The sequence below is a fragment of the Sphingomonas parva (ex Maeng et al. 2020) genome (assembly GCF_004564275.1).
Lineage (GTDB): Bacteria > Pseudomonadota > Alphaproteobacteria > Sphingomonadales > Sphingomonadaceae > Allosphingosinicella > Allosphingosinicella parva.
In genome coordinates, this window is the sequence record NZ_SPDV01000001.1 from 149,822 (window position 1) to 175,388 (window position 25,567).

Here is a 25,567-nt window from a genome sequence, read left to right on the forward strand (position 1 = left end):
GCCTCACGGCAAGTCAGGCGAAGAGGCGCGTCACGGCGTAAGTGATCGCGGCGATCACCGCCGCCGCCGGCAGGGTGAGCACCCAGGCGACGACGATGTTGCCGGCCACGCCCCAGCGCACCGCCGAGGCCCGCCGCGCCGCACCGACGCCCATGATCGCGCCGGTGATCGTGTGGGTGGTCGACACCGGAACGCCGAGCGACGTCGCCGAAAACAGCATGATCGCGCCGCCCGTTTCGGCGCAGAAGCCCTGGTGGGGAGTGAGGCGCGTGATCTTCGATCCCATCGTATGGACGATCCGCCAGCCGCCCATCAGGGTGCCGAGACCCATCGCCGCCTGCGCCGACAGCACCACCCACAAGGGCACGTGGAACTCCCCGCCCAGATAGCCCTGCGAATAGAGCAGCACGGCGATGATCCCCATCGTCTTCTGCGCATCGTTGGCACCGTGGCCGAGCGAATAGAGCGCGGCGGAGACCAATTGCAGCCGCCGGAACGCCTTGTCCGCAGCCTTGGCGGGGGCGGGGCGCGCCACCCAGGAGGTCAGCGCCACCAGCAGGATCGCGACGATCATGCCGAGGATCGGCGACAGGAAGATCGCCACGGTTGTCTTGATCACGCCCGAGGCGACGACGACTCCGACCCCCGCCTTGGTGACTCCCGCCCCGAGCAGGCCGCCGATCAGCGCGTGGCTGGAGGAGGAGGGGATGCCGAGCGTCCAGGTGATCACGTTCCAGGCGATCGCGCCGGTCAGCGCGGCGAAGATCACCGCCGGATCGATGATGCTCGCATCGACGATGCCCTTGCCGATCGTCTCGGCGACATGGAGGCCGAAGAACAGGAAGGCGATGAAGTTGAAGAAGGCCGCCCAGACGACGGCGAGCTGCGGCGAGAGCACGCGCGTCGAGACGACCGTGGCGATCGAGTTCGCCGCGTCGTGCAGGCCGTTGATGAAATCGAAGGCGAGGGCGATGCCGATCAGCGCGATCACCAGCGGCAGTGCGAGCGTGGGTTCCATCGGCCGTTCAGGCGTGATCGATCACGATGCCCTGGATCTCGTCGGCCACGTCCTCCAGCCTGTCGAGCACGCGCTCGAGATGGCTGTAGACCTCGCGGCCGACGAAGAAGGCCATGGGCTTCGTCGTCGCATTCGTCTGGAAGAGCGTCTTCAGGCCCTCCTCGTGCAGGTCGTCGGCGCGGCCTTCGAGGTGGACGATCTGCTCGGTCAGCTCGTGGAGCTGGGTCGCATTCTTGCCGATGTTGCGGAGCAGCGGCACCGCCTGGGCGACGAGCCGCGCGGCCTCCGCGGCGAGGCTGGCGATCTCGTGCATCTGCGGCTCGAAATCGGAGACCTCGTAGAGCGTGATCGCCTTCGCGGTCTGCCACATCTCGTCCACGGCATCGTCCATCGACGAGATCAGGCCGGTGATCGCGCTGCGATCGAACGGCGTGATGAACGAGCGTCGGACGGCGAGCAGCACCTCACGCGTGACGTCGTCCGCCTCGTTCTCGTGCGTGCCGATGGCCTTGCAGCTTTCGGCGATCGGCGTTTCCCGGGCGAACATCCGGACCATCGCGTCGGCGCCGCCGACCATCGTCGCCGCGTGACGGGCGAACAGGTCGAAGAAGCGTTCTTCCTTGGGCATCAGCCGCTGGAATGCTTTGAGCATCAATTACCCCCTGGTGATCGAGCGCGCGCCTAGCAGAGTAGGTACGCTTAGCAAAGCGGGGCTTCCACGCCCCGCAGCAGGAGCTTGAGGTCGGCCTCGTGAACGGCGTCGGCCGCCTCGTCGGGAGCGAACCAGCGGCGCTCGCGCTGGTTCCGCTCCGGCCACGAGTCCAACTCTTCCTCGACCATCATCGTGAACAGCCGCACCTCGGTGGGAACCACCACGCCGCTCCGCTTTCTCTTGTCGTAGCGATAGCTGCCGAGCGGCGGCGAACGGACCGAACCGCGAACGCCGGCCTCCTCGAACGCTTCCTGGGCCGCCGTCTGCTCCGGGGAGAGATTGGGGATCGGATTGCCGCGTGGCACGACCCAGCGCCGGGTATCGCGCGAGGTGACGAGCAGGATCCGGACCTCGCCCTCGGCGATCCGGACCGGAACCACTCCGAACTGAACGGCCACGCACTCTCCTTCCGACACTCTCTGGATGCAACAAAAAGGGCGGCGGAACGATCCGCCGCCCTTCCTAGCCCGATCCGGAGCTCAGGCGGTAGCCGGATCGCTCGCCGCGTGCCTGGCCTTCGCATCATCGAGCGCGTAAGCGCCGGCGCCGAGCAAGGCCTGGACGAGCAGCAGGATCGTCCAGAAGACCGGGAATTCCCAGCCACCGCCGGGGCTGCTGAACAGCCAGCCGTTGCCGACATGCTGCAGCGCGGCCCCGATCATCAGCGGCACGAAGGCGAGGCTGACGACGCGGACCTGCACGCCGGCGATCAGCGTCAGGCCGCCGGCGATCTCAGCGGCAATCGTCGCATAGCCCAGGAAGCCCGGGTAGCCGATCGACTCGAAATAGGCGGCGGTCCCGGCCGGCGTGAAGGTCAGCACCTTCAGCACGAAGCCGTGGGCGAGGAAGAGCAGGCCCATCGAGACCCTCAGGACGAGGGCGGCGATGTCGGAAAGAGCTGTCTGGTTCATGGCGTGTCCTCATGCTGGCGCGCCAGATCGGCGGCATGGCCGCGATCTAGGCTGTCGAACCAAGCACAGGAATTCGCGAGTTGCGAAATGCGGGCTTGCAATGATGCACAGCCCGGTCAGCGTGCCTCGATCATCGCCCTCGAGCGGCCGATCGCCTCCGACACGAAGTCGAGGAAGACGCGCACCCGGGCGGTGCGGCGAAGGTCCTCATGCACGAGCAGCCACAGATCGGTGGAAACTTCGGCAAGCGGCGCGCCGACGCGCTGCAGTCCGCTTTCCTCGCCGAGATAGCAGGGGAGGACCGCGAGCCCGAGGCCGACACGCGCGGCGTCGACCAGGGCAACGAACGAGCTCGCCCGAAAGCCGATCCGCTCTCTCGGCACGTTGTCGGCGATCCAGCGATAGGCGCCCAGGTGCGAGAGGCTGTCGTCGAGGCCGCAGAACTGGTGCGTGCGATCGAGATCCGGCCCGCCGGTCGCGGCCAGATAGGACGGGGCGCCGTAGACCGCGAAGGCGATGGTGGCGAGGCGGCGGCCGTGCAGGGTCTCGGGCGGCTTGGCCGAGGGGCGGAGCGCGACGTCGGCATCGCGGCGGGTCAGGTTGAGAAACTCGTTGCCGGTGACGAGCTCGACACAGATTTCCGGATAGGCGCGCCGGAAATCGGCGCAGATCGGTATCACGGTCGAGATCATCGTGTCGGTGGTGGTGAAGCGGACGGTTCCGCTCGGCCGCAGATCCTCGCCCGCCAGCCGGCGTTCGAGGGCGATGACGTCGTCGTCGAGCCGGCCGGCGAGCGCGATCACCTCCTCGCCCGCGGCCGTGGGCGCATAGCCGTCGCGGCGCCGGTCGAAGAGCCGCACGCCGAGCTGCTCCTCGATCGCGGCGATACGCCGGAAGACGGTCGAATGGTTCACCCGCAATGTCCGTGCCGCGCCGGAGAGGGAGCCGGTGCGGCCGACGCTCAGCACGTAGAGGAGATCGTCCCAAGCCAGCCGCCTGTGCATAGGTGCAAAGCTCCGTTGCCGAAAATGCGAATATTCTGGCGGAGGCTAACAGGCGAAAAACGGTGGCGGAAGAGCGCGAGGCTCTTCGATCGCCTCAGGAGGATGATTATGCGTCTCTACTACACGCCCGGCACCTGCTCGCTCGCGCCGCACATCGTCGCCAGGGAAGCGGGGCTCCCGCTCGATCTGGTGAAGGTCGATCTCGCCACCAAGCGCGCCGAGGACGGCGGAGACTATCTCGCGGTCAATCCAAAGGGGCCGGTGCCGGCCCTCGTCCTCGACGACGGCTTCGTGCTGACCGAGGCTGCGGTGGTCATTCAGTATCTTGCCGATCTCGCGCCGCAGAGCGGGCTTCTCCCGCCGGCGGGGACCCGCGCGCGCTATGTCGCGCAGCAATGGCTGAACTATGTCGCGACCGAGCTGCACAAGGGCTTCGGGCCGCTCTGGCACAAGGAAACGCCGGCCGAGATGCGGGCGATCGTTCGCGCCCAGCTCGCCGATCGCTTCGCCTTTCTCGACCGCGAGCTTGCCGCACGCCCCTATCTGACCGGCAATGCCTTCGCCGCGCCGGACGCTTACGCCTTCACCGTGCTGAGCTGGGGTCGGTATCTCTCGATCGATCTGGCGCGCTGGCCGAACGTCGCCGCTTATGTCGATCGCATCGCCGCCCGGTCGAGAGTGCGCGAGGCGCTGATCGCCGAGGGCCTGATCGAAGCCGAGGCAGCCTGAGGCAGGGGGAGGGGGCGATCAGCGGTCGCCGAGAACCTCCTCCCGATCGCCGTCGAGTGCGGGGCTCGGCCGGCCGGCGACCTGGCGTTTGCCGTCGATCACGATCGGCGAGGCGACCGACGGGATGCCGCCCAGGTCGAGCCGCAGCCCGCGCGCCACGACCTGCGGATCGGCGAAAACCTCGGCCACCGAATTGATCGGCCCGGCGGGCACGCCGGCTGCGGCGAGGGCGGCGAGCAATTCGTCCTTGTCGTGCTGGAGCAGAAGCGGTGCGAGCGTCGCCGCCAGCGTATCGCGGTGGCCGACCCGCGCGGCGTTGTTGAGGAAGCGCGGGTCGTCGGCGATCCCGCCGCGGCCGAGCAGGGCGCAGAGCTTGCGGAACTGCCCGTCGTTGCCGACGGCGATGATCACCCAGCCGGCGCGGACCGCGAACGTCTGGTACGGTGCGATGTTGGGATGGGCGTTGCCAAGCCGGCGCGGGCTGTCGCCGGAGACGAGATAGTTCATCGCCTGGTTGGCGAGCACCGAGACCTGGGTGTCAAGCAGGGCCATGTCGATATGGCAGCCGCGGCCGCTGGCGGCGCGGCCGTGCAGCGCGGCGAGGATCGCGTTCGAGGCATAAACCCCGGTGAAGATGTCGGCGAAAGCCACCCCGATCTTCTGCGGCTCGCCGGCCGGATCACCAGTCAGGTCCATGATCCCGCCCATGCCCTGGATCATGAAGTCGTAGCCCGCTCGCGGCGCATAGGGGCCGTCCTGGCCGAAGCCGGTGATCGAGCAATAGATGATCCGCGGGTTCACCGCCGCCACCGACGCATAGTCCAGGCCGTATTTGGCGAGGCCGCCGACCTTGAAATTCTCGATCAATATGTCGGAGGCGGCGGCGAGGGTACGGATCTGCGCCCGGCCTTCCTCGCTCTCGAAGTCGATCGCCACCGATCGCTTGCCGCGGTTGCAGCTGTGGAAATAGGCCGCGCTGCCGTCTTGCTCGACGAACGGCGGCCCCCAGCCGCGCGTATCGTCGCCAGCGCCCGGACGCTCGACCTTGATCACCTCGGCGCCGAGATCGGCGAGCAATTGCCCGGCCCAGGGCCCGGCGAGAATCCGGGCGAGCTCGAGCACGCGGACGCCGGCGAGCGGCCTATCCATCGCGGCGGCCCATCAGAATGCCGGAATTCCCGTGATCGCCCGGCCGAGGATCAGGCCATGGACGTCGTGCGTGCCCTCGTAGGTGTTCACCGTCTCAAGGTTGGCGGCGTGGCGCATCACCTGGAATTCGGCCGAGATGCCGTTGCCGCCGTGCATGTCGCGCGCGGTCCGGGCGATGTCGAGCGCCTTGCCGACGTTGTTGCGCTTGATCAGGCTGACCGTCTCCGGGATCAGCTCGCCTTCGTCCATCCGCCGGCCGACGCGGAGCGCCGCCTGCAGGCCGAGGGTGATCTCGGTCAGCATGTTGGCGAGCTTCATCTGGACGAGCTGGGTGGCGGCGAGCGGGCGGCCGAACTGCTTTCGGTCCAGCGTGTAGGTCCGCGCGGCGTGGAAGCAGGCTTCGGCGGCGCCCATCGCGCCCCAGGCGATGCCGTAGCGCGCGCGGTTGAGGCAGCCGAACGGCCCCTTGAGGCCGCTGACGTGGGGGAGCAGATTCTCCTCGGGCACTTCGACGCCGTCCATGACGATCTCGCCGGTGATCGAGGCGCGCAGCGACAGCTTCTGCCGGATCTTCGGGGCGGTGAGGCCGGCCATGCCCTTCTCGAGGACGAAGCCGCGGATCGCCCCGTCATGCGCGTCCGATTTCGCCCAGACGACGAAGACGTCGGCGATCGGCGAGTTGGTGATCCACATCTTGGAGCCGCTGAGCCGGTAGCCGCCGTCCACCTTCTGCGCGCGGGTACGCATCGATCCCGGGTCGGAGCCGGCGTCGGGCTCGGTGAGGCCGAAGCAGCCGACCCATTCGCCGGTGGCGAGCCTGGGCAGATATTTGCGCTTCTGATCCTCGGAGCCGTAGGCGTTGATCGGGTGCATGACGAGCGACGACTGGACCGACATCGCCGAGCGATAGCCGCTGTCGACCCGCTCGACCTCCCGGGCGACGAGGCCGTAGCTGACGTAGTTCAGGCCGGCGCCGCCATATTCGGTGGGGATGGTCGCACCGAGCAGGCCGAGCTCGCCCATCTCGGTCATGATCGCGCGGTCGAAATCCTCGTCGAGATAGGCCTCGGTGACGCGCGGCTGCAGCCGTTCCTGGGCATAGGCCTGGGCGGTGTCGCGGACGAGCCGTTCCTCGTCGCTCAGCAGAGCATCGAGCGCGAACGGATCGGCCCAGTCGAAGCGGGCAATGGCGGGGTCGGACATGCGCATTCCTCGAAGGGAGAGATTGCCGCACCCCTTCGCGTTTCCGACGCGCGATGTCCAGCCGAGCGCGCGGTCAGCGGGTTCCTGCGCCGTCCGCTTCCGTCGGCGCCGCGACCTCCGCGGGAGCCGTATTCTTGTTTCGCGCCCGCTGGAGCAGCACGCCCGCCGCTGCGGCGAGGCCTTCATTATGAGGGTTGGACGCCAGCGGCAGCAGCAGGGTCTCCGCTTCGTCGAACCGCTTGCGTGCGATCAACAGGCTTGCGGTGTTCATCGTCACCTCGTCCACCTGCGGCGCGAGGTCGTGGGCGAGGAGGAGAATGTTCAGCGTATTGTCGGAGTCGAACCGTGCGTCGGTGCGCAGGCTCTCGGCGTAGCGCACGAGCGTCGGAAAATGGTCCTTGTCGGCCTTGTGCGCTCGGGCGAACCAGATCCGGGCTTGCTTGAACGACGGCTCCGGATCGTCGGCCTTCCGGCCGGCGACGAGATGACGCATGCCCTTCAGGTAAAGCAGCTCCGCATCCTTTGGCGTCTTGGCGAGCAGCGCGTCGAGCAGGGCATCGCCCTTGGCGCCGTCGCCGAGAAGCACTTCGGCCCTGGCGAGCACTCGCTGGGCATAAGGCTCCGACGAATGTCTTGCCGCCGCTCTGCGAACCCTCTCCAGCAGCGCCGGCGCCTCCTTGTCCCCGACCCCGATCTGCATCGTCGCCTCCGCGAGAAGGAGGTCCTCGGCCGCGCGGGGGAGAAGGGTCACCGTCATGGCCGGTGCCGCGGCGGCGCTGGCCCGCTTGCGCGAGGTGAAGGTCATGCCCTTGCGGGCATAGGCCTGCAACGCCCTGTCGAAGGCGCGTATCTCCCCGAAGGCATCGGTGAATGCCTTCCGGTTCTCGACGCCGTCGACCCGCGCCCTGATGTAGGACTTGAATTTGTTTCCCAGCGCCGGATCGCGCATCACATAATGGGCGAGGAGCCAGCTCTGCGCATAGAAAAGCGCCATCTGCGGTCCACGTCGCGGCGGGAGCGAGAACAGGACCTCCTCGATGGGGAGCCACTGCACGTTGCGCAGCCACGAGGTGCGGTTGTCGCTGGGCAGGCCGAATTCGATCGCATTCGGCTTGAACCGCGCGGTGGCGACATATTCCGCGAAGCCTTCGACGAACCACGGCGGATAAGCGGTGGGGCGATACTGCATCATGAAATGGTGGGCGATCTCGTGGAGCAGGATCTCGTCGCCGTCGAGGCCGCTGGACCGTGCCTGGGCGAAAGCCCCGATGCCGCCGGAATTCGCGGTATAGAAGCCGGCGACGCTGCTTCCGACGTCGCGCACCGTCTCGAGCTGGCGGTGGTTGCGCAGGATATACACGGGCAGCTTGTTCGGCGACGGCGGCTCGTTCACGCCCGTCAGGCTCCGCAGGAAGTCGTGATAGTCCTCGAGAAGCGCGACCTGCTCGCGCAGCTTCGGCTCGCTCTCCTCCGAATAGACGATGAAGTTCGCGCTCTCCGCGCGTCGCCACTCCGCCGCCGCCGGCGCAGTGCCGGCGAAGGCCGCTGCCAGAGCGCCCGCCACCAGGCGCGCCGTTTTCCACGAAGCCATTTTTGCCCCTCCTCAATGACTTGGCGAGGAGGCTAGCGAGGCGCCGCGGTCCGGGCAAGGTAGATGCGGCTGGCGGATGGGGTGGGATTCGAACCCACGGTGGGCTTCCACCCACGGCGGTTTTCAAGACCGCTGCCTTAAACCACTCGGCCACCCATCCGCGCCGGCGCTGCTGTAGAGGCAGAGCGCGCAACGGAGCAAGATGATTGGCGTTCGTACAAATCCTAACGCGCCTTTAACTCTATAATGCGGCATGGGGCCGCTCGTGCTCGTCGCAAGGCGAGCGGAGTTTCGAAGCGCCAGCGGCTGTGGCATCAGGTCGGCGAAGCGGAGGCAAGTTCATGCGTATTCTCGTTCACTCGGCCATTGCGGCAGCCGCCCTGACGTTCGCGCTCCCCGGCTGCGGCAACGCCGCCACCACGGTCGCGACGCAGGAGACCGGCTACACCGCGTCCGGCTTCCAGGCCTATCTTCCGGAGCTCCGCGCCCTGGCGCTCTCGCAGGGTGTCAGCCGGGCGACGATCGACCAGGTCTTCCCGACGCTCGAGTTCAGCGCCCGCACGATCCAGCTCGATCAGGCCCAGCCCGGCGGCACGTCGGGATCGACCGCGACGCCGCCGTTCGCGCCGTATCGGGAGCGCCACGTCAATCCGACGCTGATCAGCGGCGGGGCGCGGCGCTACCAGCAGAATTACTCGCGGCTGCAGGACATCGGCCGGCGCTACGGCGTCACGCCGTCGGTCCTGGTCGCGATCTGGGGCCATGAGACGAGCTACGGCGCCGTCACCGGCAATTTCGACCTGCTCAACTCGCTCGCCACCCTCGCCTACGAGGGGCGCCGCCGCGAGCTCTTCGCCAGCGAGTTCGTCGCCGCGCTGAAGATGATCGATCGCGGCGTCTCGCGCAGCCAGTTGAAGGGCAGCTGGGCAGGGGCGACCGGCTATCCGCAGTTCCTGCCCTCGGTCTACCTGCGGGTCGCGGCCGACGGAGACGGCGACGGCCGCAAGGACATCTGGAACAATCAGGCCGACGCGCTGGCCTCGATCGCCAATTATCTCAGCAACGCCGGCTGGAAGCCGAACACGCCCTGGGGCGTCGCCGTCCGGGTGCCGGCGGGCTTCGATCGTTCCGGCCTGCGCGCCCGCGTCACCGCGCCGCGCTGCCAGCGCGTCCACGAGCGCCACAGCCGCTGGCTGACCGTCGGCGAGTGGCGCCGAATGGGTCTCATCCTCGAAGGATCGCGCTGGCCGCGCGACAGCGAACTCGCCTCGCTGCTCGAGCCGGACGGCCCCGGCCAGACCGCCTATCTGCTGACCACCAACTATCGCACGATTCTCGACTACAATTGCTCGAACTTCTATGCGCTATCGGTCGGCCTGCTCGCCGACGCGGTCGCGCGCTGAGCCTCTGGCGAAGCCGAAGCCGAGCGTCTAAGAATGCTTAACGACGCCAGTCATACCGGGGAACATATCTAAGCCATGAAGCGCAATGCTCTGATTCTGCTCGCTTTCGGTGCCACGACCGCCCTTCCGGCGTCGGCTGCCGCGCCGCCCTTCGAAACCCTCGCACCCGTCGCCTACATGGTCGATCTGTCCTCGGGGGCGGTGCTCTACGCCAAGGACGCCGACCGGCGGATGCCGCCGGCCTCGATGGCCAAGATGATGACCACCCACGTCGCCTTCAACCTGCTGAAGAAGGGCGAGAAGAAGCCGACCGACATGTGCACGGTGCGCCCGGAGACGTGGCAGCGCTGGCACGGCCCGGCAGCCGGATCGACCATGTTCCTGTCGCCCGGCGAGCAGGTGAGCATCGAGAACCTCCTCCACGGCATCGTCACCCTCTCGGGCAACGACGCCTCCGTGGTGCTCGCCGAATGCATCGCCGGCACCGAGCCGGCCTTCGTCGCGCTGATGAATGCCGAGGCCAAGCGCCTGGGCATGAACAATTCGAACTTCGGCAATTCGAACGGCTGGCCGGACGAGGGCGTCACCTACACGACGGCGCGCGACCTCGGCACGCTGGCCAAGGCGACGATCGAGCAGACGCCGGATCTCTACAAGGCCTATTATCAGAAGCGGGATTTCACCTGGGGCAAGACGCTCGGTTCGGGCCAGGCGATCACCCAGGGCAACCGCAATCCGATCCTCGGCCGCATCCAGGGCGCCGACGGGCTCAAGACCGGCCATACCGAAGAGGCCGGCTACGGCTTCACCGGCTCGGCCGAGCAGAACGGCCGCCGCATCATCATGGTGGTTGCCGGCCTCGGCAGCTTCAACCAGCGCATCGAGGAATCGGTGAAGTTCATGGACTGGGGCTTCCGCGCCTGGAAGGCCCAGCCGCTGTTCCAGGCCGGCGAGAAGGTCGCCGATGCCCAGGTCCAGCTCGGCGATTCCGGGACGGTCGGACTGGTCGCGCCGCGCAACCTCGCCGTCACGCTGCCGGCCGGCCTTTCGCCGAGCGGTGCGGTCAAGGTCCGCGTCGTCTATGACGGGCCGATCAAGGCGCCCTTCAAGAAGGGCCAGCAGATCGCCCAACTCGTCGTGCAGAGCGGCGACACGCCGCCGCAGGTGATGCCGCTGGTCGCAGAGAAGGACGTCGAACAGGCCGGCTTCTTCGGGCGGATCTGGGCGGGGCTCGCCTCGCTTTTCGCCTGACCGGGGTGACCGGACGCTTCATCTCGCTCGAGGGCGGGGAAGGAGTCGGCAAGTCGACCCAGCTGCGTCGGCTCGCCGAAGCGTTGCGCGGCCGCGGGCTCGAGGTCGTCGAGACCCGCGAGCCGGGCGGCAGCCCCGGCGCCGAGGCGATTCGCCGGCTGCTGCTCGAGGGCGCGGACGAGCGCTGGACCGCGGAGGCGGAAGCCCTGTTGTTCGCCGCCGCCCGAGCCGATCACGTCGCGCGGACGATCCGCCCGGCGCTGGCGCGGGGCGCCTGGGTGCTGTGCGACCGCTTCCTCGATTCCTCGCTCGCCTATCAGGGCGGGGCCGGCGGGCTCGGCGGCGAGGCGATCCGCAGCCTGCATGAGGTCGGAAGCCACGGTTTCCTTCCGGACCGCACCCTACTGCTCGAGCTTTCGCCGGAGCGCGCCGCGGCGCGGCTGGCCGTGCGCGACGCCGCCGGATCGGACCGGATCGGCGGCCGCGGCGCCGATTATCATGCCGGCGTCGCCGCCGCCTTCGTCGCGCTCGCCGAGGCGGATCCCGCCCGATTCCGCCGCATCGATGCGAGCGGCGATGCCGATGCGGTCACGGCGCGGCTGCTCTCTGCGATCGAGGACCTGTCATGAGCCGCTCGGCGCAGCGGCCTGGGATCGGGCGGTGAGCACTCCGCTGTACGGCCATGACGAGGCTATCGCCTTCTTCCGCGACAGCCTCGACGGCGGGCGCCTCCATCATGCCTGGCTGCTCTCCGGGCCGGAGGGGATCGGCAAGGCGCTGTTCGCCGCCAAGGCCGCGCTCCGCGTGCTCGCCGGAGGCCAGGGCCGGGTCGATGCTCCGGGGCTGGACGTGCCGGACAGCCATCCTGCGGCGAAGCTGGTGGCGGCGGGCTCCCATCCCGACCTGATGACGCTGGAGCGCCTGCCCAAGGAGAACAGCAGCAGCGGCGAGCTCGCGCGCTCGATCACCGTCGACCAGGTCCGCGGCCTGCAGCGGCTGTTCGCGACGACCGCCTCGCTCTCGCCGTGGCGGGTGGTGATCATCGATTCGATCGACGATCTCGAGCGCAACGCCGCCAACGCTCTGCTCAAGAATCTGGAGGAGCCGCCGCCGCACAGCCTCTTCCTGCTGGTCAGCCACGCCTCGGAGCGGCTGCTGCCGACGATCCGCTCGCGCTGCCGGCAGCTGCGGCTGTCCTTGCTCGACGACGACGCCATGACGTCAGCCCTGCAGGCGGCGCTACCCGAGGCCGAGCCGGCGGAAATCGCGGAATTGAGGATCGCGGGGCACGGCTCGCCCGGCCGCGCTCTGGCGTTCCGCGGGCTCGACATCGCGGCGCTCGAGCAGGCGATGGAGGCGATCGCCCGGGAGGGGGATCCGACCAACGCGCGCCGGGTCGCTCTGGCCCAGGGACTCACGGCCAAGTCCGCCCAGCCGCGCTACGAGGCCTTCCTCGCCCGCGCGCCCTCGCTCGTCGCCGCGATCGCGAAGGAGAGGCGGGGAGAGGCGCTCGCCGAGGCCTTGCGCATCTGGGAGAAGACGCAGGCGCTGGCGTCGAGCGCGCGCGGCCTCTCGCTCGACGTGGAGAGCGTCGTCTTCGAGATCGGCGGGCTGCTCGCCGGCCTGGCGACGAGCAGCGCGCCGCGGCGCTGAGCAGCCTGCGGCGCGACGCCTCACATCTGTGTCTACTCAGGGGGGCGGTCAGCCGCTAAAGCCCCGATTCATGGCCGACCCTTTCTACATCACCACTGCGATCAGCTACCCCAACGGACCGCCGCACATCGGCCATGCCTATGAGGCGATCGCCGCCGACGCCGTCGCACGTTTCCAGCGCCTCGCCGGTCGCGACGTCTTCTTCCTCACAGGGACCGACGAGCACGGCCTGAAGATGGCCCAGACGGCGCGCGACCGCGGCCTCACGCCGCATGCGCTTGCCGACGAAATGTCGTCTCTTTTCAGAGCGATGGATGAGAAACTTAACGTCTCGTTCGATCGCTTCATTCGCACCACCGAGCCCGCCCACCACCGCGCCAGCCAGGCGATCTGGCAGGCGATGGTCGAACGCGGCGATCTCTATCTCGGCCGCTACGAAGGCTGGTACTCGGTTCGGGACGAAGCCTTTTACGACGAGAAGGAGCTCGTCGCAGGGGAGGGGGGCGAGAGATTGTCGCCCCAGGGGACGCCGGTCGAGTGGACGGTCGAGGAGAGCTGGTTCTTCCGCCTGTCCGCCTACCAGGAGACGCTGCTCCAGCATTATCGCGACAATCCGTCCTTCATCCGCCCGGAGGCGCGGCGCAACGAGGTGATGCGCTTCGTCGAGGGCGGTCTCTCGGACCTCTCGGTCTCGCGAACCAGCTTCGATTGGGGCGTGAAGGTGCCGGGCTCCGACGCGCATGTGATGTACGTCTGGGTCGACGCGCTCACCAACTATCTCACTGGCGTTGGATATCCCGACAATTCAGATACTTATGAGAAGTTCTGGCCGGCCGATCTGCACATTATCGGCAAGGACATCGTGCGCTTTCACACGGTCTACTGGCCGGCCTTCCTGATGTCGGCCGGCCTGCCGCTGCCGCGCCAGGTCTTCGGGCACGGCTTCCTGCTCCACCGCGGCGAGAAGATGTCGAAATCGCTTGGCAACGTCGTCGATCCCAACGAGCTGGCGGAGGCGTTCGGAGTGGATCCGCTGCGCTACTTCCTGCTGCGCGACGTGACCTTCGGCCAGGACGGGAGCTACAGCGCCGAGGCGATTGTGACCCGGGTCAATGCGGATCTGTCGAACAGCTTCGGCAATCTCGCCCAGCGAACCTTGTCGTTCATCGCCAAGAATTGCGAGGGGCAGCTGCCGCAGGGCGGGCGAGGGGAGGCGGCCGACGAGGATCTGCTCGCGCTGGTGCGCCGCACCGTCGCGGAGGAGGTGCCCGCCGCCTTCGCCGATCTGGCCCTGTCGCAGGGCATCGAGGCGTGGCTGCGGGCGGTGTTCGCCTGCAACCAATATATCGATGCCCAGGCCCCGTGGAGCCTGCGCAAGACCGATCCCGAGCGAATGCTTGCGGTGCTCGCCACGCTCTATCAGGCCATCGCGGATCTCGCCGTCGCGATTTCCCCGATCATTCCGGCGTCGGCGGCGAAGCTCCTCGACCAGATGGGCGTTGCGGAAGAGGCGCGCACGTTCGCCGCGCTGGCCGATCCGGATCGTTACGCCCGTCTCGCCGCGTCCGGCTTCACCCTCCAGCCTCCGACGCCGATCTTCCCGCGGCTCGAGGCGCCGGCAGATTGATATGTACGTCGATAGCCATTGCCACCTGAACTACGAAGGCCTCGTCGAAACGCAGGGCGCGGTGCTCGAGCGCGCCCGCGCCGCCGGCGTCGAGACGATGCTCAACATCTCCACCCGCCGCTCCGAATGGGATGCGGTGATCGGAGTCGCCGAGCGCGAGCGCGACGTCTGGGCCTCGGTCGGCATCCATCCGCACGAGGCGGATGCTCATCCCGACGTCGACACGGCGCTGCTGGTCGAGCGTGCCGGCCATGCCCGGGTCGTCGGCATTGGCGAGAGCGGCCTCGATTATTATTACGACCATTCGGACCGCGCCCGGCAGCAGGCAAGCTTCCGCGCCCATATCGCGGCGGCGCGCGAGACCGGCCTGCCGATCATCGTCCACACCCGCGACGCGGAGGCGGACACCTATGCGATCATGGCCGAGGAAATGGGGAAGGGGGCCTATACCGGCGTCATCCACTGCTTCACGGCCAGCGCCGATTTCGCCGCCAAGGCGCTCGGCCTCGGCCTCTACATCTCGATCTCCGGGATCGTCACGTTCAAGAACGCCAGGGACCTGCAGGTGACGGCGAAGGAAATTCCGGGCGAACGGCTGCTGATCGAGACCGATTCCCCGTTCCTCGCCCCGGTCCCGCACCGCGGCCGGCCGTGCGAACCGGCGTTCGTGGCCGACACCGCCCGTTTCCTCGCGGCGCTGCGCGAGGAGCCGCTCGAGGCGCTCGCGGAGCGCACCAGCGCGAACTTCCGCGCGCTCTTCACGAAAGCGGCCTGATGGACGTTCGAATCCTCGGCTGCGGCACCTCGTCCGGCGTGCCGCGCGTCGGCAACGACTGGGGCACCTGCAATCCCGCCCAGCCGCGCAACCGGCGGCGCCGCGTCTCGATCCTGGTGCGTCACGAGCGCGCCTCGATCCTCGTCGACACCGGTCCCGATCTTCGCGAGCAATTGCTCGATGCGCAGGTCTCTGCGGTCGACGCGGTGATCTGGACGCATGATCACGCCGATCATTGCCACGGCATCGACGATCTGCGGCAGCTGTTCCACGCCCGCGGCCGGCCGGTGACCGGCTATGCGCGCGAGGACACCCTCGAGGTGATCCAGAGCCGGTTCGCTTACGCCTTCGACGGGAAGGGCGGATATCCGGCCGTCGTCGAAGGCAATGTCCTGCCCGATCATCTCAACGTCAACGGCATCTCGGTCCAGACCGTGGACCTGCCGCACGGCAGTATCTCGAGCGCCGGCCTGCGCTTCGACGCGGGTGGAAGAACCATCGTCTATACCACTGACTTCAATGAGTTGACCGACCAGATGGCCTATCGCCTCGAAGAGGCGGATCTGTGGATCGTCGACGCATTGCGCCATCGGCCGCACCCGACTCATCCGCATCTCGACCAGGTGCTCGCCTGGGTCCGCCAGGTGCGACCGAAGCGAACCCTGCTGACCCACATGGACAATACCATGGACTACGATACGCTGGTCGCCGAGCTGCCGGAGGGGGTCGAGCCGGCCTATGACGGCATGGAGGTCGCCTTTTGACGGGCAACGGGGACGACGCAGCCAGCTTCCTCTATCTTCTGGGCTGCCTCGTTCTGGTCGCCAGCGCTTTCCTGGCGCGCCGCATCCCGATCGCGCAGGGACTGAAGTTGGCGCTGGCCTGGGTGCTGATCTTCGGCGCCGCGTTCGTGGCGTTCACGCTCAAGGACGATTTCGCGGCGCTCGGCCGCCGCGTGATCGGCGAGAGCGCAAGCCAGGGGCAAACCAACGGGCCGGGCCAGGCGCTTCGCATCCGCAAGTCGGAGGACGGACATTTCTGGGCGATCGCGACGATCGACGGTACGCCGGTGCGGTTCCTGATCGACAGCGGCGCCACCGTCACGAGCCTGTCGGCCGAGACCGCGCGCCGCGCCGGCATCGAGCCGTCCGGCGGGATGCCCACGCTCGTCGAGACCGCGAACGGCATCGTCCACGCCGAACGCGCCCGGATCGCCGAGCTCGCGGTCGGCGACATCCGGCGGCGCGATCTGCCGGTCCACATCTCCGAGGCGTTCGGCCGCACCAACGTGCTCGGCATGAACTTCCTGTCATCGCTGTCGAGCTGGGGCGTCGAGGGCGAATGGCTGATCCTCGAGCCGTGACCGCGGCAGGGCGCCCAGGGAAGCGCCGAGAGTGCCAAGAGCCCTAAGGTAACGTTCACCATCAGCGTCATTTTACATAATGTATATTATCGCACTTTCAGAGATGAGAAGCGGCGCGGGCCTCCGGGTCCCTCGCGTCGATAATCGTCCGCCGAACGCACTCTCAGCGCGCACGGCGGTCCTGCACCGTGACATACGAATGCTGGTCGCCGGCGAGGATCGCCTCTTCCTCCGCGCGGAACAGCCGGTGCTGCTTCATCACCAGGTCTTCCGAGCGCCAGTCGCGCTCGCGCAGCTTGTCGGCCAGGTCGCGATCGACGACGACGTAGCGCGCGAAGACGCCGCGCGGCAGCAGCTCGAGCACGCGCAGCCGATCCTTGGCCTTGAGGTTCGTCGCGTCGAGCACGGTGAACACGCCGGCCTCCAGCCGCGCCCGGATGATTCCGTGCGCAAGCTTCCAGACCCGCGCCAGCGCCTCCGGCGCATGTCCGAGGTCGCCGTAGAGCTGGATGCGGAGCGCGTCCGTCGAGACGATCTCGTGCGGCTGGTAGGTCGCCGCCGCGAAAGTCGACTTGCCCGCCGCGCACGGACCGACCAGCATGTGGAGCAGAGTCTGTCCGGCATAAGCGCTCGAGGCCGGCTCGTCCGGCGCGCATTGCAGCGTTGTGATGCCGTGTTCGCGCCACATCCGCACCACCTGCGGCCGATCGTCGATCACCAGCACGGGTTCGTAGCCGTCGTCGAGGATGCGCTGCAGCATCTCCGCCTTGACCAGATGGTCGGCGCGGATGTCGCCCTCGGGACGCATGTAGATCGCGTCATAAGGAATGTCGTGGAGCGCCAGCCAGTCCAGCGTCGTGCGGCGCCAGTCCTCGCGATCGGGCCTGGCGGTGACGATCAGCACCGCGTCGATGTCCCGCCGCGCCTCGGCATTGTGGCGGAGCATGCGGGCGAGCCGCGCGATCGGCTCGACCGGCGCATCGTCGGCCATGGCCTTGAAGAAGGCGTTCCAGTCCTTCTCTCCGTCGAGATGGTGCAGCCGGTGGGAGACGTCGGCGAGCGTCCCGTCGATGTCGAAAATCACGGCACGCACGACACACCCTCCTTCAATTCGTTGGGCACCACCGGGCCCTCCATCCAGTGGCTGTCGGTGGCGACGTGATCGCGGCGGACGTACTTCGCAACGGATGTGAAGAAGCGTCCCGCGTTGCCCGGCCCCTCGGGATAGGGAATGGGATCTGCCACGCGGACGACGAAGCCTTCCTGGCGCTGCGGGTCGATCGCCGCTGCGAGCCGATCGATCAGGCCGTCTTCATACGGGCCGTCATGAAGCACCGGCACCGGCATTATGTCTAGCAGATCGAACATCTCCAGGGTCTCGTCCCAGCCGAGAAGCCGGTTCACCGGATCCCACACGCCGAAGCCGAGGAAATAGCTCGGCAGGGCGTTGCCTAGCGCCTGCGTGTAGGCGAGCGAGTGGCGCGCGTAGAGATACTCGCCCGAGATCCGCCAGCCCGACGGTATGTCGTGCGCCTTGCGCGCATGATAGGCCTTGATCCAGTCGCGCGACGAATGCGAGCGTCCGTCCGGCGAGCGCGGATAGGTCTTGATCGGGGTGAGCGTCGTCCCCTCCCCATCCATCTTTTCCGTCACGATCACCCTGCGGCCGACGAACGGCGCCATGCTCGGCAGGCGCTTGTCGTCGCTTTGCAGGCCCGGCGAGCATGGCAGATGATAGGTGCGCGGATATTTGAGATCGTGCGACGCGGACATGATCTCCCAGCTTAATGCGCTTCCCTGCTGATTGGCAAAGCGGCGCCGCGACGCCACGCGCGAAGGGGATGGCGCCGCCTCCGCATCGCTGTAGAGCCTGTCGACCACCCCGTCATGGAGACCGCCGCGTGACAGACCTCGCCCCCCGCCCTTCCCCGCTCGGCGAGCTGGTTGCGATCATGCGCAGGCTGCGCGATCCCGAGAATGGCTGCGCCTGGGATCGCGAGCAGACGTTCGAGACGATCGCGCCCTACACGATCGAGGAGGCCTATGAGGTCGCCGACGCGATCGCTCGCGGCGACATGGCCGATCTCAGGGACGAGCTCGGCGATCTTCAGCTCCAGGTCGTCTATCACAGCCGCATCGCCGAGGAGCGCGGCGCCTTCTCGATCGATGACGTCATCGCCGGAATCTGCGCCAAGATGATCCGCCGTCACCCGCACATCTTCGGCGACGCCGGCGAATCGCCGGGCTGGGAGGCGCTGAAGGCGGCCGAGCGCGGCGTGCGCGAGGACCGTAGCGCCCTTGCCCATGTGGCGCGCGCCCTCCCCGCCCTGAAACGGGCCGAGAAGATCCAGGCCCGGGCTGCCCGGGTCGGCTTCGACTGGCCCGACGTCTCGGGCCCGCGCGCCAAGATCGACGAGGAAATCGCCGAGATCGAGGCGGCCGCGTCCGACGCCGAACGCGAGGCGGAGCTGGGAGATCTGCTCTTCTCGGTCGTGAACTACGCCCGACACCTCGGCATCGACCCGGAAGCCGCCCTCCGCGGCGCCACCGACCGCTTCGAGCAGCGCTTCAGAAAGGTTGAAGAAATCGCTGACAAGTCATTGAAGGAAATGGACTTGGAAGGTCTTGAAGCGCTCTGGCAGCAGGCCAAGAAGGCGCTTTGATGCGGGCGGGCCGAGCCATTTAGCGCAGCGGCGCCGAGCGACGCCACCTGCCCTTGCCCCGGCGCCGTACGCACGCCGAACGACGGCCTGGGCCTGGGACCTGCGGTGCGCCGCGACTCGCCCGTCTTCGAGTCGCCGTGCCGGAAACAACCCTGCAAAGCCGCCGCGCTCGCGGTCTCGCATCGGCCAGTGATGCAAGAGTCATTCAACAGCCCGCTGCAGTGGATTGAAGCAGGCGGGTTCTTCCGCCGCGACAATGGCCTGTCCCAGGTCGGGATTGGAAAGTCTATTGACCCGCCTTCTTTGGTGCTAATTTGCGGACACTCTTTGGATGAGGAGGTCTTTGACATGCGCAAGATGTATGCAGGGCTCTTGGGACTGGTGCTGATTGCCACGCCGGGGTTGGCGGCGAAGAAAGGGGACGTCCGCGTTTCGGGCCAGGGCACGATCGAAGACGGCCGCACCTTCTCCGTCAGCGCGGTCCTCTACCAGGACGGAACCGCCCGCGGTCAGGCGACTCTGATCAACCGCAATTTCAGCGGCGACAGCGGCAAGGGCCCGTACAAGCTCCACATCGACATCTCCTGCGCCAAGCAGCTCGACGACGGTACGGTGACGATCGGCGGCTTCACCCGCCGCACCAACGATTCCAGTCTGGTCGACGCGGTCTTCTTCACCGTCGAGGACAACGGCAAGGATGACCTGCTGAGCCGCGCCTTCTTCTGGGACGGCGATCCCAACACCACCGGCGATCCCGCCGCGTGCCAGCTGGTCAACAACGGCGACTTCCCGATGGAAGAGGTGATCCGAGGCAACATCAACGTTCACTGATCGCGCGGATGCCGGCGGGGTGGTCGGACGTCTGCCCCGCCGGCTCGGCTCCGCACTGACCCGGGCTGCGGCGTGCCTGCTCGCGCTGGCGTGCATCGCTCCGGCGCGTGCCGAGCCGGTGCTCGCCGATGCGAACCTGTCCGACGCGGCGCCTCCCCTCCCGGCCCAGGAACAACCCGAGATCGTCGTCACCGGCTGGCTGCCGCCGTCGTGGCGCCTGCCCGATCGGACGCTGGAGAGCGCCGAGGTCGAGGCCTATGGCCTGAGCTCGATCGGCGAGGTCATTGCCGAGATCGCCGCCGAAGAGGGCGAAACGGCGGGCGACGCCGCCTTTCTGGTCAACGGACGGAGGGTCGCGGGACTCGCCGGAGTGTCCGACCTCCCCGCCGAAGCAATCGCCCGGATCGACGTGCTGCCGGTCGGCAGCGGCGTCGGGGTCGGCGCGAGCGCACGCCAGCGAGTCTACGACATCCGGCTGAAGCGCGCGCTGGACCTCGTCGTCGCGCGCGCCGCGACGCGCGTGCCGATCGGCGGCGGCTGGAGCGCGCGGAACGCCGACCTGACCTACAGCCATCTGCGCGGCGAGCGCCGCATAGCCATCGTCGCGAAGGGCCGCGACGAGGACATGCTGCTCGAGAGCGAGCGCGACATCGTCCAGCCGATCGGGGCCGTCGCCCGCGCCGGCGCCTATCGCAGCCTGCTGCCCGCCATGGACAGGGTCGACCTCTCGCTGTCCGCGGTCGACCGGCTGACCTCGTGGCTGTCCGGCTCCCTCGTCTCCAAGGCCTCGCTCTCCCACCGGGACGCCAGGCTCGGTCCGTGGCTGGGCGACGCCGGCGTGGCGCCGCTCGACCAGCATGGCAGGATTCTGTCGGCGAGCGTCAACCTCAGCCTCGATGCCCAGGCCGGTGCGTGGCAGCTCGGCCTGTTCGGCGCTTATGGATCGGTCCACGGAAGTACGGCGACCGAGCACCTGCCGCCAGCGACGGCACGACCGCGGGTGGTCCGCACCGGATCGACGGTGACGACGCTGTCTGGCCAGCTCAGCGCCTTTGGTCCGCTCGCCGATCTCCCCGCCGGACCGATGGTGCTCAACCTCGGCGCAGGGGCGTCGCGCGACACGATCGTTGCGCGGCGCGATCCTCCGGCCTCGCCCCGGCCTCCGCCCACGATCCTGACCGCCACTACCCTCAGCGCCGCGGTCGAAGTGCCGATCGCCAGCCGCGCGGCCAACGTGCTGGCAGGGATTGGGGACCTCTCGGCGAGCGCGGAATTCGTCCGTCAGCATGCCTCGGACTTCGGCAACTTCACCAATTACACGCTCTCGCTGCAATGGCGGCCCGACTCCTGGGTCGGTCTCACCGGATCGGTCAGCCGGAGCGGCACCGCGCCGCCGGTGACCAGCCTCGACGAGCCGCCGATCGAGACTCCCGGCGTGCGCCTCTTCGATCCGGCGCGCGGCGAGACCAGCGACGTCGTCTGGATCACCGGCGGCAGCCCCGGGCTGCGCCGGCAGAGCGACGAGACCAGGCGTTTCGCCGCCAATCTGAAGCCCCTGCGCGCGGTCGCGCTGCGGCTCAACGCCGAATATGTCGAGACACGAAGCCGCAACTTCCTGTCCGAACTGCCTTCGCCGAGCCTGGCGACGATGCAGGCCTTCCCCGAGCGCTTCGTCCGGGACGTCGGCGGGCGACTCGTCACCGTCGACGCGCGGCCGGTCTCGCTGGCGAGGAGGACCGATCGCCAGCTGCGCACCGGAATCGTGCTCACGCTCCCGCTCGGACGGCGGGCGGCGCGCGACACTCGGCTGGCCGAGGACGAGGAGGAGGCATCCCGCCCGGGCGCCAATGTGGCCAGTGTCCGGCCTCGGCTGCAGCTCAGCGCATCTCACCTCTGGCTGCTCGACAGTGCGCTGACGATTCGGGCGGGCGGTCCGCCGATCGACCTGCTCTCGTCCGACGCGATCGGCTTCGGCAACCTCGGTCAGCCCCGCCACCGCTTCGACGCCAGCCTCGGCTATGCCGAGCGTGGGCTCGGCGTCCGCGCCTCGGTCCAGTCACGCGGTGCCAGCCTGATCGAGGCGAGCGGCAGCATCGCCAACACGCTCCGCTTCTACCCGCTGACCGTGTTCAGCTTCCGAGGCTGGATCCAGGGCGAGCGGCTGGCGCCCCGCTCGAGCTGGCTGAAGGGCACGCGTCTCAGCCTGACCCTGCTCAACCTCACCGCCGCGCGCGAGCGGGTGGAGGACCGCTTCGCCGTCACCCCGCTCAGCTACCAACCCGGCTATCGGGACCCGGTGGGCCGCAGCCTCGAGTTCGAGCTCAGGAAGAAATTCTAGCGCGCGGGACCTGGCTTCGTGAACCCTTCGTCAGCCCGCAGCTTGCCGCGCCTGGAAGCGCGCCCAATCGGCGTCGGAGAGACGGACTTCATATTCGGTCTGAAGTCCCTCGCTCCGCTGGCCGACCACCTCGCCATTGGCATACAGCCACGCGATCCCTTCCCCGTCGGTCGCGTCGAGGACGATCTGGCGAACCTTGGCGCCCTTGCGCAGGCAGCCGCCGGCGCAGTCGAGCAGCCCGGCGACGCCATCGCCGGTCAGGGCCGAGATCACGACCACGTCCTCGCGGCGCGCGGCCTCCGCCCGCACCCGGGCGGCGTCCTCCTCGCCGAGCGTGTCGATCTTGGTCCACGCCTCGATCAGCGGCGCGCCCCCTTCCCTGCGGGCGCCGATCTCGGTCAGCACCGCCTCGACGTCCTCGCGCTGCGCATCGCTGTCGGGGTGGGAGATGTCCCGCACGTGGATGATCAGATCGGCCGAGATCACCTCCTCCAACGTCGCCCGGAAAGCGGCGACGAGCTGGGTGGGAAGCTCCGAGATGAAGCCGACCGTGTCGCTGAGGATCGCCTTGTCGAAGCCGGGCAGCGGGATTTCGCGCATCGTCGGGTCGAGCGTCGCGAACAGCAGGTTCTCGGCCATCACGTCGGCATTGGTGACCCGGTTGAACAGGGTCGACTTGCCGGCGTTGGTGTAGCCGACCAGCGCGATCACCGGCCAGGGCGCCCGCTGCCGCCGGGCGCGGTGCAGGCTGCGCGTTCGCGTCACCTGCTCGAGCTCCTTCTTGAGCTTGGCCATGCGATCGCGGATCAGGCGGCGGTCCGCCTCGATCTGCGTCTCGCCGGGGCCGCCGAGAAAGCCGAAGCCGCCGCGCTGGCGCTCGAGGTGGGTCCAGCTCCGCACCAGCCGTCCCGCCTGATAGTCGAGATGGGCGAGCTCGACCTGCAGCCGCCCCTCGGCGGTCGCCGCGCGCTCCCCGAAGATCTCGAGGATCAGTCCGGTGCGGTCGATCACCTTGGCCTTGGTGCCGGTCTCGAGGTTCTTCTGCTGGATCGGCGTGATCGGCGCGTCGACGATCAGCAGCTCGGCGCCCTCGCTCTCCAGCACGCCGGCGATGCGCTCGACCTGGCCCTTGCCGAACAACGTGGCCGGGCGGGCGCCGCGGATCTTGAAGTGCAGCTTGTCGACGACATCGATGCCGATCGCCTCGGCCAGGCCCGCCGCCTCGTCGAGACGCGCCTCGACGTCGCGCGGATTGTCATGTCCGCCAAGGTCCGGGAGCGCGACCACGGCCCGGGCGCCGCGCGCATAATCGGCGTCGGCATCACGATTGAAGACGCTCAGGCTGCCGACTCCTCGTCTTCCTGGTCGATGAAGCTCACCGGACGCTCGGGCTGAACCGTGGATACGGCGTGCTTGTAGACGAGCTGGCTCAGTCCGTCCCGCTGGAGGAGCATGCAGAACAGGTCGAAGGCGACGATCTCGCCCTGGAGCATGACGCCGTTCACCAGGAACATGGTCACCGGCTCGCGGGCGCGCCGGACGGCGCCGAGGAAGACCTCCTGGAGCAGCGTCGGCTTGCGGCGCTCCGCCTGCTCGTCGAACGCCCGCTCGATCTCCGAAAGGTCGAGCTGATGCGACGGCATGATCGTCGAGATCGCGTGCTTGTAGACGAGCTGCGCCTGGCCGTCGCGACGGAGCAGCACCGAGAAATTGTCGAACCAGGTGATGATGCCCTGGAGCTTCACGCCCTTCACCAGGAACATGGTGACGGGCGTCTTCGAGCGCCTGAGGCTGTTGAGGAACATGTCCTGGAGGTTATTGACCTTCTCGGCCATTACCCACTCTCCTTATTGGCGGGACGAGCCCGCGGGCGGCGCCGGCTGGCGGCGTCTGTCTAACTGGGGCTGGAAGCGTCCCTGTCAATATCACGGGCGGGCTTCGGCAGCCACAATCCTCAATCGTTCTCCTCGCCGCGCGTGTCGGCGATGCCCAGCGCCTTCAGCTTGCGGTGCAGGGCCGAGCGCTCCATGCCGATGAACGTGGCGGTGCGCGAGATGTTGCCGGAGAAGCGGCGGATCTGCACCTTCAGATATTCGCGCTCGAACGTCTCGCGGGCCTCGCGCAGCGGCGTTCCCATGATCGCCTTCACCGCCTCGCCGGGGCTGAGGCTCGCCTGCTCGTTGAGGATCTCGGGCGGCAGCATGTCGATCTCGATCGAGCCGACCCGCGCACCCGGCGCGAGGATGATCGTCCGCTCGATCACGTTGCGCAGCTGGCGGACGTTGCCCGGCCAGTCATAGGCCTGGAGCGCCGCGATCGCGTCCGCCGAAAGGTTCGGCGTCTGCAGCCGCTGCTCGGCGGCGTAGCGTGCAGCGAAATGGCCGACCAGCTCCGGAATGTCCTCGCGCCGTTCGGCCAGCGCGGGAAGGTGCACCGGCACGACGTTCAGCCGATAGAAGAGGTCCTCGCGGAAACGGCCGGCGGCGATCTCCTCGGAAAGGTTGCGCGCGGTCGAGGAGACTACCCGCATGTCGACCTTGACCATCCGCTGCCCGCTGACCCGGGTGAAGCTCTGATCGGTCAGCACGCGCAGGATCTTGGCCTGCGCGGGAAGCGGCATGTCGGCGATTTCGTCGAGGAACAAGGTCCCGCCATGCGCCTGCTCGAGCAGGCCCGGCCGCGCCAGCTCGCCCCCTTCCTCGACCCCGAACAACTCCTCCTCGACCCGCTCCGGGGTCATCCGCGCCGCGCTGACGACGATGAAGGGGCCCTGGGCGCGGTTACTCCAGGCGTGGAGCAGCCGGGCGGCGACTTCCTTGCCGACGCCGGCGGGCCCGGTGATCAGCACCCTGCTGCCGGTCCCCGCCACCCTTTTCAGGGTCGCACGCACGGCATTGATCGCGATGCTCGATCCGGTCAGCTCGGTCTCCTGGCCAATCTGGGCACGCAGTGTCGCATTCTCGCGGCGCAGGCGGTCGGTCTCGGTCGCCCGCGCGACGAGGTGGAGCAGATGGCCGGCCTCGAACGGCTTTTCGATGAAATCGACCGCACCCTGGCGGATCGCGGCGACCGCGGTGTCGAGATTGCCGTGCCCGGAGATCATCAGCACCGGAAGCGTCGGATCGCGGCGCTTGATCTCCTCGAGCAATTGCAGTCCGTCGAGCTTCGAGCCCTGCAGCCAGACGTCGAGCAGCACCAGCGACGGGCGCCGCTCGGCGAGGGCTGCAAGCGCCTCGCTGCTGTTCGCGGCGGTGCGCGCCGCATAGCCTTCGTCCTCCAGAACCCCGGAGACGAGATCCCTGATATCCTGTTCGTCGTCGACTACGAGTATGTCGAGGGCCATTTC

The 25,567-nt window shown here is 68.2% G+C and carries 25 protein-coding genes and 1 tRNA gene; 12 read left to right on the forward strand and 14 right to left on the reverse strand.

Annotation, left to right across the window (positions count from 1 at the left end; genetic code table 11):
- Window positions 1–13: 13 nt before the first annotated feature.
- The 5 genes from E2493_RS00680 to E2493_RS00695 form a co-directional block, all read right to left on the reverse strand.
- Complete coding sequence (locus tag E2493_RS00680) at window positions 14–1,018, reverse strand: inorganic phosphate transporter (RefSeq protein WP_135082689.1); 1,005 nt, start codon at window positions 1,016–1,018, stop codon at window positions 14–16.
- A gap of 7 nt (window positions 1,019–1,025) precedes the next feature.
- Window positions 1,026–1,670 carry a DUF47 domain-containing protein gene (locus E2493_RS21655; protein ID WP_225421055.1) on the reverse strand — a complete coding sequence of 215 codons (645 nt, stop codon included), beginning with the start codon at window positions 1,668–1,670 and terminating at the stop codon, window positions 1,026–1,028.
- A 47-nt stretch (window positions 1,671–1,717) separates the two neighbouring features.
- The gene (locus tag E2493_RS21660; RefSeq protein ID WP_225421056.1) at window positions 1,718–2,128 is read right to left on the reverse strand and encodes an NUDIX hydrolase; all 411 of its coding nucleotides are present in this window, start codon (window positions 2,126–2,128) and stop codon (window positions 1,718–1,720) included.
- Between the two features lie 81 nt (window positions 2,129–2,209).
- Complete coding sequence (locus tag E2493_RS00690; protein WP_135082691.1) at window positions 2,210–2,641, reverse strand: DoxX family protein; 432 nt, start codon at window positions 2,639–2,641, stop codon at window positions 2,210–2,212.
- Between the two features lie 116 nt (window positions 2,642–2,757).
- Window positions 2,758–3,645: a LysR family transcriptional regulator gene (locus E2493_RS00695; protein WP_135082693.1), complete on the reverse strand. Its 888-nt coding sequence runs from the start codon at window positions 3,643–3,645 to the stop codon at window positions 2,758–2,760.
- Between the two features lie 108 nt (window positions 3,646–3,753).
- Here E2493_RS00695 and gstA point away from each other — a divergent pair, with 108 nt between their 5' ends.
- The gene (gene gstA, locus E2493_RS00700) at window positions 3,754–4,374 is read left to right on the forward strand and encodes a glutathione transferase GstA (protein ID WP_135082695.1); all 621 of its coding nucleotides are present in this window, start codon (window positions 3,754–3,756) and stop codon (window positions 4,372–4,374) included.
- Between the two features lie 18 nt (window positions 4,375–4,392).
- On the opposite strand, the gene E2493_RS00705 is transcribed toward gstA, so the two are convergent.
- The 4 genes from E2493_RS00705 to E2493_RS00720 form a co-directional block, all read right to left on the reverse strand.
- Window positions 4,393–5,523: a CaiB/BaiF CoA transferase family protein gene (locus tag E2493_RS00705; protein WP_135082697.1), complete on the reverse strand. Its 1,131-nt coding sequence runs from the start codon at window positions 5,521–5,523 to the stop codon at window positions 4,393–4,395.
- A 12-nt stretch (window positions 5,524–5,535) separates the two neighbouring features.
- The gene (locus E2493_RS00710; protein WP_225421057.1) at window positions 5,536–6,726 is read right to left on the reverse strand and encodes an acyl-CoA dehydrogenase; all 1,191 of its coding nucleotides are present in this window, start codon (window positions 6,724–6,726) and stop codon (window positions 5,536–5,538) included.
- 73 nt (window positions 6,727–6,799) lie between these two features.
- On the reverse strand, window positions 6,800–8,317 hold the full coding sequence (locus tag E2493_RS00715) for a hypothetical protein (protein WP_135082701.1): 1,518 nt from the start codon (window positions 8,315–8,317) through the stop codon (window positions 6,800–6,802).
- A 70-nt stretch (window positions 8,318–8,387) separates the two neighbouring features.
- A tRNA-Ser gene (locus E2493_RS00720) sits at window positions 8,388–8,477 on the reverse strand.
- A 181-nt stretch (window positions 8,478–8,658) separates the two neighbouring features.
- On the opposite strand from E2493_RS00720, the gene E2493_RS00725 reads away from it, so the two are divergent.
- The 8 genes from E2493_RS00725 (at window position 8,659) to E2493_RS00760 (ending at window position 16,389) form a co-directional block, all read left to right on the forward strand.
- On the forward strand, window positions 8,659–9,720 hold the full coding sequence (locus E2493_RS00725) for a lytic murein transglycosylase (protein ID WP_135082702.1): 1,062 nt from the start codon (window positions 8,659–8,661) through the stop codon (window positions 9,718–9,720).
- A gap of 75 nt (window positions 9,721–9,795) precedes the next feature.
- Window positions 9,796–10,971, forward strand: a complete 1,176-nt coding sequence (locus E2493_RS00730; protein WP_135082704.1) for a D-alanyl-D-alanine carboxypeptidase family protein — start codon at window positions 9,796–9,798, stop codon at window positions 10,969–10,971.
- Between the two features lie 5 nt (window positions 10,972–10,976).
- Window positions 10,977–11,600, forward strand: a complete 624-nt coding sequence (tmk, locus tag E2493_RS00735) for a dTMP kinase (protein WP_135082706.1) — start codon at window positions 10,977–10,979, stop codon at window positions 11,598–11,600.
- A 31-nt stretch (window positions 11,601–11,631) separates the two neighbouring features.
- The gene (locus tag E2493_RS00740) at window positions 11,632–12,624 is read left to right on the forward strand and encodes a DNA polymerase III subunit delta' (protein ID WP_225421058.1); all 993 of its coding nucleotides are present in this window, start codon (window positions 11,632–11,634) and stop codon (window positions 12,622–12,624) included.
- 70 nt (window positions 12,625–12,694) lie between these two features.
- Entirely contained in the window at window positions 12,695–14,251 is a 1,557-nt protein-coding gene (gene metG / locus E2493_RS00745; RefSeq protein WP_135082710.1) for a methionine--tRNA ligase, read from the forward strand.
- Between the two features lies 1 nt (window position 14,252).
- Complete coding sequence (locus tag E2493_RS00750) at window positions 14,253–15,026, forward strand: TatD family hydrolase (protein WP_135082711.1); 774 nt, start codon at window positions 14,253–14,255, stop codon at window positions 15,024–15,026.
- Entirely contained in the window at window positions 15,026–15,790 is a 765-nt protein-coding gene (locus E2493_RS00755) for an MBL fold metallo-hydrolase (protein ID WP_135082714.1), read from the forward strand. Before E2493_RS00750 ends, E2493_RS00755 begins: the two co-directional genes overlap by 1 nt.
- Window positions 15,787–16,389 (forward strand): retropepsin-like aspartic protease family protein, encoded by a 603-nt coding sequence (locus E2493_RS00760; RefSeq protein ID WP_135082716.1) that lies wholly within the window; start codon window positions 15,787–15,789, stop codon window positions 16,387–16,389. The genes E2493_RS00755 and E2493_RS00760 overlap by 4 nt, the downstream gene beginning before the upstream one ends.
- Window positions 16,390–16,552: 163 nt before the next feature.
- Here the strand turns inward: E2493_RS00760 and E2493_RS00765 are convergent, their stop codons facing one another.
- Window positions 16,553–17,482, reverse strand: a complete 930-nt coding sequence (locus E2493_RS00765; protein ID WP_135082718.1) for a phosphatase domain-containing protein — start codon at window positions 17,480–17,482, stop codon at window positions 16,553–16,555.
- The gene (locus tag E2493_RS00770; RefSeq protein ID WP_135082720.1) at window positions 17,470–18,162 is read right to left on the reverse strand and encodes an RNA ligase family protein; all 693 of its coding nucleotides are present in this window, start codon (window positions 18,160–18,162) and stop codon (window positions 17,470–17,472) included. Before E2493_RS00770 ends, E2493_RS00765 begins: the two co-directional genes overlap by 13 nt.
- 128 nt (window positions 18,163–18,290) lie before the next feature.
- Between E2493_RS00770 and mazG the strand changes: the two genes are divergently transcribed.
- The 3 genes from mazG (at window position 18,291) to E2493_RS00785 (ending at window position 22,221) form a co-directional block, all read left to right on the forward strand.
- Window positions 18,291–19,052 (forward strand): nucleoside triphosphate pyrophosphohydrolase, encoded by a 762-nt coding sequence (mazG, locus tag E2493_RS00775; RefSeq protein WP_225421059.1) that lies wholly within the window; start codon window positions 18,291–18,293, stop codon window positions 19,050–19,052.
- Window positions 19,053–19,400: 348 nt separating this feature from the next.
- Window positions 19,401–19,883 (forward strand): hypothetical protein, encoded by a 483-nt coding sequence (locus tag E2493_RS00780; protein ID WP_135082724.1) that lies wholly within the window; start codon window positions 19,401–19,403, stop codon window positions 19,881–19,883.
- A 19-nt stretch (window positions 19,884–19,902) separates the two neighbouring features.
- Entirely contained in the window at window positions 19,903–22,221 is a 2,319-nt protein-coding gene (locus tag E2493_RS00785) for a TonB-dependent receptor domain-containing protein (RefSeq protein ID WP_135082726.1), read from the forward strand.
- Between the two features lie 30 nt (window positions 22,222–22,251).
- Here E2493_RS00785 and hflX read toward each other — a convergent pair whose 3' ends face one another.
- The 3 genes from hflX to ntrX form a co-directional block, all read right to left on the reverse strand.
- Window positions 22,252–23,562 (reverse strand): GTPase HflX, encoded by a 1,311-nt coding sequence (gene hflX / locus E2493_RS00790; RefSeq protein ID WP_135082728.1) that lies wholly within the window; start codon window positions 23,560–23,562, stop codon window positions 22,252–22,254.
- Window positions 23,559–24,056 (reverse strand): RNA chaperone Hfq, encoded by a 498-nt coding sequence (gene hfq / locus E2493_RS00795; RefSeq protein ID WP_135082730.1) that lies wholly within the window; start codon window positions 24,054–24,056, stop codon window positions 23,559–23,561. Before hfq ends, hflX begins: the two co-directional genes overlap by 4 nt.
- Window positions 24,057–24,175: 119 nt before the next feature.
- Window positions 24,176–25,564: a nitrogen assimilation response regulator NtrX gene (gene ntrX / locus E2493_RS00800; protein WP_135082732.1), complete on the reverse strand. Its 1,389-nt coding sequence runs from the start codon at window positions 25,562–25,564 to the stop codon at window positions 24,176–24,178.
- Between the last annotated feature and the right edge of the window lie 3 nt (window positions 25,565–25,567).